The sequence below is a fragment of the Aquitalea sp. ASV15 genome (assembly GCF_016429115.1).
Classification (GTDB): Bacteria; Pseudomonadota; Gammaproteobacteria; order Burkholderiales; family Chromobacteriaceae; genus Aquitalea; species Aquitalea magnusonii.
Window position 1 is genome coordinate 1 of record NZ_JAELTZ010000091.1, and the last position, 7,883, is coordinate 7,883.

Below are 7,883 nucleotides of genomic sequence, written 5' to 3' on the forward strand. Positions count from 1 at the left end.
GGCAGCCTACAGTCTGCCCCCATCACTCCGCGCTGGCGGAGACCATCGACAAAGGCTTTTGCATGTCCACACGTATCGAACACGACCTGCTTGGCGATCGCGCCGTCCCGGCTGATGCCTACTGGGGTGTCCACACCCTGCGCGCGGTGGAGAATTTCCCCATCACTGGCCAGACCATTGCCAGCTATGGCGACCTGATCATTGCGCTGGCATACATCAAGAAAGCGGCGGCACTGGCCAACCGTGATCTGGGCCTGCTGGATGCGCGGCGCACCCAGGCCATTGTCGATGCCTGCGATGAACTGGTGGATGGCAAGCTGCACGAGCAGTTTGTGGTGGATGTGATTCAGGGTGGGGCTGGCACCTCCACCAATATGAATGCCAACGAAGTCATCGCCAACCGTGCGCTGGAAATCCTGGGCCATGGTAAAGGCGAGTACGACAAGCTGCACCCCAACGAACACGTCAACATGAGTCAGAGCACCAATGACGTGTATCCCACCGCCCTGCGTCTGGCTACTTACTGGGGCGTGCTGCGCCTGCAGCGCACCATGTTCGTGTTGCGCGAAGCCTTTGCCGCCAAGGCGGAAGAATTCAAGAATGTCCTGAAGATGGGCCGCACCCAGCTGCAGGACGCGGTGCCGATGACGCTGGGTCAGGAATTCCAGACCTATGCCGTGATGCTGGGCGAGGACGAGCAGCGCCTGAGCGAAGCCCGTGCGCTGATGCTGGAAATCAACCTGGGTGCCACCGCCATCGGCACCGGCATTACCGCGCATCCGGATTACGCCCGGCTGGTGTGTCTGCACCTGTCCGAGCTGACTGGCCTCAAGCTGCTGACTGCGCCCAATCTGATCGAAGCCACCCAGGACTGCGGCGCTTTCGTCCAGCTGTCCGGCGTCCTCAAGCGCGTGGCAGTCAAGCTGTCCAAAACCTGCAATGACCTGCGCCTGCTGTCCTCCGGCCCGCGTGCCGGCATCGGTGACATCAACCTGCCCGCGCGGCAGGCCGGTTCGTCCATCATGCCGGGCAAGGTCAATCCGGTGATTCCGGAAGTGGTCAACCAGGTGGCATTCGAAGTCATCGGCAATGACATGACCATCACCATGGCCGCGGAAGGTGGCCAGTTGCAGCTCAATGCCTTCGAGCCGGTCATTGCCTACAGCATGTTCCGCAGCGTGCGCCATCTGGCCAATGCCTGCAGCACGCTCACCGAGCACTGCGTCAAGGGCATTACCGCCAACGAGGCCAAGCTGCGCGCCGACGTACTCAATTCCATTGGTCTGGTGACGGCGCTCAATCCCATCATCGGCTATGCCGCCGCCACCGCCGTGGCGGCCGAAGCACACGCTACCGGTGGCAGTGTCTACGATATCGTGCTGGAACGCGGGCTGATGCAGCGCGCCCAGCTGGACGAGGCATTGCAGCCGGAAGCCCTGACCCAGCCGCGCTGGCTGTCTTAAACGGTGTTCTGCTGTCGGTACTTGTCCGGTACCGACTTTCCTGTGTTGGCCGGGTATTTGCCCGGCCATTTTTTTTGTTGGCTTGTGCCGGGGCAGGGCTGGATGTATAAGTGTATTGTGCAATGCACAAAAAGGAGTGGAACATGACACAAGCCCTGATCTGGTGGCTGGAAAATAGCCCCCGCTGGCTCAGTTGCTGTAGCGCGCAATGGCGTCGCCAGCAAGAAGTGTTGCGCGCGGCCACCTTTCATACCGGCCACGTGCTGTGCAGCCCGGCCCCCTTGCCGGACAAGCTGTCCCGCCTGCTGCGCCGCTGCTGTTCCGATGCCATCACCCTGCTGCATGGCAGCGGCGAAGTGCAATTGCAGCTATGCAGCCAGTTGCCAGTACCACAACACGATCCCTGCCAGCTGTATGCCCTGGGCCAGCGGCTGCAGCAGCGAACCGGCGAGGTCTGCCTGCGCGGCCTGGTCGATATCGGACGCGCCCTGTCGCGCTGATTGAGGGGCGGCTGGTGCGAATGGCTTTGCAGCTGCTGCCGGGCAGGGCACAATGCCGCTCTTTACGCATCCAGAGAGCCCTGCCATGTCCAGCCAATCCATGCTCAGCCAGCAGCAACTGCAACAGCTGGCACCCGAGCTGCAAGCTTATCTGGCCACCCAGCTGAATCTTGAGGTCGGACAATTCGATGCCCAGTTCCTGCTGGATTTTGTTGCCGCCAGGATAGGCCGGCAGATCTATAACAAGGCGCTGGACGATGCGCAGCAGGCATTGAGCAGCCGCATGGAATCGCTGCAGGCAGCCATCTGGGAGCTGGAAAAATAGCCCGTTCGCGCCTGCTTTTTGTCTGCTGCTTGTCCCGCTTCGCAGGCTGCCGGCCGGCTGTCGGGCGGCCAATGTCTGCCATCCCCAGGCCAACGGCGTTACAATCAGGGTTTCTCTCCCCCTGTGCCCAAGGTTCATGCTTTATCTGCGTCTGATGCTCAAAGGTTTCTTGCTGGCCGTGCTGCTGGTGCTGCTGGGCTTTGGCTACATGGCCTGGGGCATTGCCCGTTATGCCGCTGAGCCCGCCACGCAGCCGGCAGATGCCGCACTGGTGCTGGGGGCCGCCGCCTGGGGCAGCAAGCCTTCGCCAGTGCTGCGCGAGCGCATCAATCACGCGGTGACCCTCTACAAGCAAGGCCGGGTGCGCTGGATCGTGTTTACCGGTGGTACTCCGGAGCCCGGCTATCCGACCGAGGCCGATGTCGGCCGCGAGTTTGCCCTGCGGCAGGGCGTGCCGATGACCGCCATGCTGGCGGAAAATGAATCCCGCACCACCTGGCAGAACCTGGAAAACGCCCACAAGCTGGCAGCGCCCTTCGGCATACGCTCCTTTCTGCTGGTGAGCGATCCGCTGCACATGCGGCGGGCGGTACTGATGGCGCATGACCTGGACATGATCGCCGCGCCAGCGCCTACCGAGTCCAGCCGCTATGTCAGCTGGAGCAACAAGATCAAATTCCTGGTCAGGGAAACCTGGCTCTATGTCGGCTATCGGGTGTTCCGCAAGCTGTCCTGATCGCAGGATCCGCAGCAACAGACGTAAAAAACCGGCGCGAGGCCGGTTTTTTATCGGGACCAAACAATCAGGCGCTATGCCACAGATCGATCAGGTCACCGGCTTCAACATTGGATACTTCGCTGCGCGCCTGCAGCCAGGCCACCAGCTTGTTGCGGATTTCTTCGGTAATGGCCACTTCACCCACCGGGAACACCACACCCTCCAGCTTTTCATTGCCATCGAAATGGCCACCGAAGCTGATGGCGGCATCGTCGATGCAGTTGAGCCAGTCGTCCAGCAGCGCATCGGTATCAACACCCTTGGCGATGGTGGCGATCAGGTGAAAACCCAGCTCGCGGTATTCGCCGACACGCATTTTCTTGCGCTGACGATGGTTCAGACGCTTCAGGCGCTGGGCGGAGTTGGGATTGTGCAGATTGGACATGATGACTCCTTACAAAAAGACGTGGCGATGATAACAGGCATTGCCAGGCGACAGGAAAATAGCCGCTGGCGCTGCACCCGTTACAGCCCCAGCTGTTGCCACAGGCTGTCGACCTTCTGCTTTACCGTTTCATCCATCACGATGGGTACGCCCCATTCGCGCTGGGTTTCACCCGACATCTTGTTGGTGGCATCCAGCCCCATCTTGCCGCCAAGCCCGGATACCGGGCTGGCGAAATCCAGATAGTCGATGGGGGTATGCTCGATCAGCGTGGTATCGCGTACCGGGTCCATGCGGGTGGTAATGGCCCACATCACTTCCTTCCAGTCACGGCAATCCACATCATCATCCACCACGATGATGAACTTGGTATACATGAACTGGCGCAAGAAACTCCAGCAGCCCATCATCACGCGCTTGGCATGGCCGGGGTACTGTTTCTTGATGCTGACCACTGCCATGCGATAGCTGCAGCCTTCCGGCGGCAGATAAAAGTCGACAATCTCCGGAAACTGCTTTTGCAGGATGGGCACGAACACCTCGTTCAGTGCCACCCCCAGCACGGCCGGTTCATCCGGTGGTTTGCCGGTATAGGTGCTGTGGTAGATGGGGTTTTCGCGCATGGTGATGCGGTCGATGGTGAATACCGGGAAATAGTCCTGCTCATTGTAATAGCCGGTATGGTCACCATAGGGGCCTTCCAGTGCCATGTCATCAGGATGGATGTGGCCTTCCAGCACGATTTCCGCCCGCGCCGGCACTTGCAGATCCGAGCCGATGCACTTCACCAGCTCGGTACGGCTGCCACGCAGCAGGCCGGCAAACTGGTATTCGGACAAGGTATCCGGCACCGGCGTGACTGCGCCCAGAATGGTCGCCGGGTCACAGCCCAGTACCACGGCCACCGGGTAGGGCTGGTCCGGGTTCTGCTGGCGGAATTCACGATAATCCAGCGCACCACCGCGATGGGCCAGCCAGCGCATGATGACGCGGTTCTTGCCGATCACCTGCTGGCGGTAGATGCCCAGGTTCTGCCGCTTCTTGTTGGGGCCGCGGGTCACCGTGAGCCCCCAGGTAATCAGCGGGGCCACATCGCCCGGCCAGCAATGCTGGATGGGCAGGCGCGACAGATCAACCTCATCACCTTCCCACACGATCTGCTGGCAGGCTGCCTTGCTCACCACCTTGGGCGCCATCGACAACACCTGCTTGAGCAGGGGCAGCTTGTCCCAGGCTTCCTTCAGCCCTTTGGGCGGTTCTGGTTCTTTCAGGTAGGCCAGGGTCTTGCCGATTTCGCGCAATTGCATGACATCGCTGGCTCCCATGCCCATGGCGACCCGCTTGGGTGTGCCAAACAGATTGGCCAGTACCGGCATGTGATAAGTCTGCGTATCGTGCCGGGGGTGTTCGAACAGCAGGGCGGGGCCACCCGCTTTCAGCACCCGGTCGCCAATCTCGGTCATCTCCAGATGTGGCGAGACCGGAAGGCTGATTCTTTTCAATTCGCCTTGCTGTTCCAATTGAGCAACAAAGTCCCGCAGGTCGGCATATTTCATGACTGTTTCATGATCTTAAGCAAAGTTTTGACCGGAAGGTTTGGTTAACCTCCGCTTGAACGTCGCAAGCTACTGCCGGCCTATTAGAAAGTCAATTACGGTAGAAGCCCAAGACCGTGAACTTGCCTACACTCTTGGAGAATACAAATGAAAAAGCTTGCTCTGGCTGCGGCCATCGGTCTGATTTCCGCTAGCGCCTTCGCTGCTCAAGGCGACATCATCGCGCGTTTCCGCGTGATCAACGTGAACCCGTCCTCTTCCTGGAGCAATGCTGCTCTGGGTAATACCCTGGGTCTGAAGAGTGTCGATGCAAAAGACGACACCGTTCCGGAACTGGACTTCACCTACATGATCACCAACAACATCGGTACTGAACTGATTCTGGGCACCAGCCGTCACGAAGTGACTGCCAACGCCGGTACTGGTGACAAGAGCCTGGGTAAAGTATCCACCTTGCCGCCGACCCTGACTCTGCAATATCACTTCGCCCCGGATAGCACTGCATTCCGTCCGTACGTTGGTGCTGGTATCAACTACACCCGTTTTTACAATGCAGGCCTGAATGCTGCCAATCTGGGCGTGAATGCTGATCTGAAAGTGAAGAAAAACAGCTACGGTCCGGCCCTGCAGATTGGTGCCGACTTCCCGATCAGCAAGAGCTTCTTCATCAACGTGGATGTCAAAAAAATCTGGATGAAAACCGACGTAAGCCTGGCTTCCAACGGTACTCAAGTTGGCACCCTGAAGATCGACCCGCTGGTGGTTGGCCTGGGTATCGGCACCAAGTTCTAAGCAACTGGCCTTGCCGCAGCAAAGCGCCTCGATATCGAGGCGCTTTTTTATTTTCTGGTAATAGAATATTGTATTCTTTATTTATAAGATCAGGAGATATAGCATGAGCAACTGGGCCAGCACCGCCGTACGCAAGATCGAAGCCGATTTCAACCGCTCCAGTGACACCCACCTGATACCGCTGCAGATTCCGGCCCTGCCGCAGATCCAGCTGTATTTCAAGGACGAGTCCACCCATCCCACCGGCAGCCTCAAGCATAGGCTGGCACGCTCACTGTTTCTGTATGGCTTGTGCAATGGCTGGATACGCTACAACACCACCATCATCGAAGCCTCCAGTGGCAGCACGGCGGTATCCGAAGCCTACTTCGCCCGTTTGCTGGGCCTGCCCTTTATTGCAGTCATGCCGCGCGGCACCTCGGCCGAGAAAATCCGCTCCATCGAATTCTACGGTGGCCGCTGCCACCTGGTGGATGATCCAGCCACCATCTACGAAGAATCCCGACGCCTGGCACAAGAACTGAACGGTCACTACATGGATCAGTTCACCTATGCCGAACGTGCCACCGACTGGCGTGGTAACAACAATATCGCCGATACCATTTTCAAACAAATGGAGCTGGAACCCAACCCGGTGCCGGAGTGGATTGTCTGTGGCGCAGGTACCGGCGGTACATCGGCTACCTTTGGCCGCTATGTGCGCTACCAGAAACTGACCACGCAGATCTGCGTGGTCGATCCGGAAAACTCGGTGTTCTACGACAGCTATTACAGTGGTGACAGCGACTGCCGTTGTGAAGGTGGCTCCGGTGTGGAAGGCATCGGCCGCCCCCGCGTCGAACCATCGTTCATTCCCACCGTCATCGACAAGGTCGTCCGCGTACCCAATGTCGCCAGCTACGCCGCCATCCATTTCCTGGAGGAGGTGATGGGCCGCAAATGTGGCGGCTCCACCGGCACCAATCTGTTCGGTGTGTGTGAACTGGTCAGCGATATGGTACGCAATGGGCGGCATGGCTCAGTGGTCACACTGATCTGCGATGATGGCAACCGCTACCTCAACAGCTACTACAACCCGCAGTGGCTGGAAGAGAACGGGCATCAAATCACATCATGGGTAGAGCGCTATCGTCGCTTCTTCTTCGAAGGCCGCTGGTAAATCGGCAACGGTGGCTGCGGTTATGCGCTACCAACGCTGCCGCAGCAGCTGGCTCAGCTTGCTGACCCGCACATCGACAAAAGCCGGTTTGCGGCACTGCCGGCTTATCCACACCGTACGCATGCCCAGTGATTTGGCTGCATACAGATTAGGCATTGAATCCTCCACCATGATGCAGAACGCCGGATCAAGCCGCTCCGCCTGCAGCATGCAGCGAAAGCCACGCCGGTCAGGTTTGGGCTGGAAGCGCATTTTCTCCATGCCATAACAGGCTGCAAACTGGCGGTGGACATTCATTTTGTGCAGCAGCCCTTCTATATAGTGTTGCGGGCCGTTGGACAGCACAATCTTGCGGCCAGGCAAAGCGCGTAGCGTGGCCGCCAGTGACGGCTCCCATACCAGCCAGCGATACAGCTCATCCAGCAAATGCGTTTCCTGCAGGAAATGTCGGGCATCCACACCGTGATGGCGTACCAAACCCTGCAACGTCGCACCATAGCGATGCCAGTACTGCAGTCGCAGCCGCCGGGCTTCCTCCTCTGCCATATCCAGATGCCGCTCCATATACAGATTCATCATGCGACTGATATGGGCAAAAATACCCAGGCTGGCCTGATGCAGGGTGTCGTCGAGATCAAAAATCCAGGTAGGAGCAGACATGTGGTGGCCAAGGCAAGGTTTAGGAAGCGGCCATTATCATAAGCAAAAGCCAGGACTTCCACTTCTTGCACCAGGTGCTTTACTGGGCGGGATTGACCAGTTTATTTAAAATCAATGACTTGTCTTTGCGGCTCGCAAAATCTGCACTTTTCTTCGCACAAAGTGTTGACGAGGGTAGGGCAGGGCGGTATAGTTCGCCTCCTCAGCAGACAACGCAGCGACGGAAACGAAACGCAGCGACCTGCACCGCTCTTTAAAAAACAGA

At 58.5% G+C, this 7,883-nt stretch carries 9 protein-coding genes; 6 read left to right on the forward strand and 3 right to left on the reverse strand.

Translation table 11 applies throughout. The annotated features are described in order from the left end of the window. The first annotated feature begins 62 nt into the window (after positions 1 to 62). From aspA to JHD64_RS20450, 4 genes are all read left to right on the forward strand, one after another. Entirely contained in the window at positions 63 to 1,463 is a 1,401-nt protein-coding gene (gene aspA / locus JHD64_RS20435; protein ID WP_110313853.1) for an aspartate ammonia-lyase, read from the forward strand. Positions 1,464 to 1,606: 143 nt separating this feature from the next. After that, positions 1,607 to 1,963, forward strand: a complete 357-nt coding sequence (locus JHD64_RS20440) for a hypothetical protein (RefSeq protein WP_199055373.1) — start codon at positions 1,607 to 1,609, stop codon at positions 1,961 to 1,963. 85 nt (positions 1,964 to 2,048) lie between these two features. Next, positions 2,049 to 2,288: a DUF2164 domain-containing protein gene (locus JHD64_RS20445; protein WP_059285927.1), complete on the forward strand. Its 240-nt coding sequence runs from the start codon at positions 2,049 to 2,051 to the stop codon at positions 2,286 to 2,288. A gap of 136 nt (positions 2,289 to 2,424) precedes the next feature. Further along, a complete protein-coding gene (locus JHD64_RS20450; RefSeq protein ID WP_199055374.1) occupies positions 2,425 to 3,024 on the forward strand; it encodes a YdcF family protein in 600 nt (199 codons plus the stop codon). A gap of 67 nt (positions 3,025 to 3,091) precedes the next feature. Here the strand turns inward: JHD64_RS20450 and JHD64_RS20455 are convergent, their stop codons facing one another. Together JHD64_RS20455 and ubiD are read right to left on the reverse strand one after the other, a co-directional pair. Then, positions 3,092 to 3,451, reverse strand: coding sequence for a 50S ribosome-binding protein YggL (locus tag JHD64_RS20455; RefSeq protein ID WP_059285929.1), 360 nt, complete (start codon positions 3,449 to 3,451; stop codon positions 3,092 to 3,094). An 80-nt stretch (positions 3,452 to 3,531) separates the two neighbouring features. Next, positions 3,532 to 5,007 carry a 4-hydroxy-3-polyprenylbenzoate decarboxylase gene (ubiD, locus tag JHD64_RS20460; protein WP_199055375.1) on the reverse strand — a complete coding sequence of 492 codons (1,476 nt, stop codon included), beginning with the start codon at positions 5,005 to 5,007 and terminating at the stop codon, positions 3,532 to 3,534. A gap of 147 nt (positions 5,008 to 5,154) precedes the next feature. Here ubiD and JHD64_RS20465 point away from each other — a divergent pair, with 147 nt between their 5' ends. Continuing rightward, positions 5,155 to 5,799, forward strand: coding sequence for an OmpW family protein (locus JHD64_RS20465; protein ID WP_199055376.1), 645 nt, complete (start codon positions 5,155 to 5,157; stop codon positions 5,797 to 5,799). Between the two features lie 103 nt (positions 5,800 to 5,902). Next, a complete protein-coding gene (locus JHD64_RS20470) occupies positions 5,903 to 6,958 on the forward strand; it encodes a PLP-dependent cysteine synthase family protein (protein WP_199055377.1) in 1,056 nt (351 codons plus the stop codon). Between the two features lie 27 nt (positions 6,959 to 6,985). Here JHD64_RS20470 and JHD64_RS20475 read toward each other — a convergent pair whose 3' ends face one another. Then, entirely contained in the window at positions 6,986 to 7,618 is a 633-nt protein-coding gene (locus JHD64_RS20475) for a pyrimidine 5'-nucleotidase (RefSeq protein ID WP_110313851.1), read from the reverse strand. Between the last annotated feature and the right edge of the window lie 265 nt (positions 7,619 to 7,883).

Coding starts and splice junctions, on each gene's coding strand:
- aspA (WP_110313853.1), top strand. CDS start 63: ATGTCCACACGTATCGAACACGACCTGCTTGGCGATCGCGCCGTCCCG.
- JHD64_RS20440 (WP_199055373.1), top strand. CDS start 1,607: ATGACACAAGCCCTGATCTGGTGGCTGGAAAATAGCCCCCGCTGGCTC.
- JHD64_RS20445 (WP_059285927.1), top strand. CDS start 2,049: ATGTCCAGCCAATCCATGCTCAGCCAGCAGCAACTGCAACAGCTGGCA.
- JHD64_RS20450 (WP_199055374.1), top strand. CDS start 2,425: ATGCTTTATCTGCGTCTGATGCTCAAAGGTTTCTTGCTGGCCGTGCTG.
- JHD64_RS20455 (WP_059285929.1), bottom strand. CDS start 3,451: ATGTCCAATCTGCACAATCCCAACTCCGCCCAGCGCCTGAAGCGTCTG.
- ubiD (WP_199055375.1), bottom strand. CDS start 5,007: ATGAAATATGCCGACCTGCGGGACTTTGTTGCTCAATTGGAACAGCAA.
- JHD64_RS20465 (WP_199055376.1), top strand. CDS start 5,155: ATGAAAAAGCTTGCTCTGGCTGCGGCCATCGGTCTGATTTCCGCTAGC.
- JHD64_RS20470 (WP_199055377.1), top strand. CDS start 5,903: ATGAGCAACTGGGCCAGCACCGCCGTACGCAAGATCGAAGCCGATTTC.
- JHD64_RS20475 (WP_110313851.1), bottom strand. CDS start 7,618: ATGTCTGCTCCTACCTGGATTTTTGATCTCGACGACACCCTGCATCAG.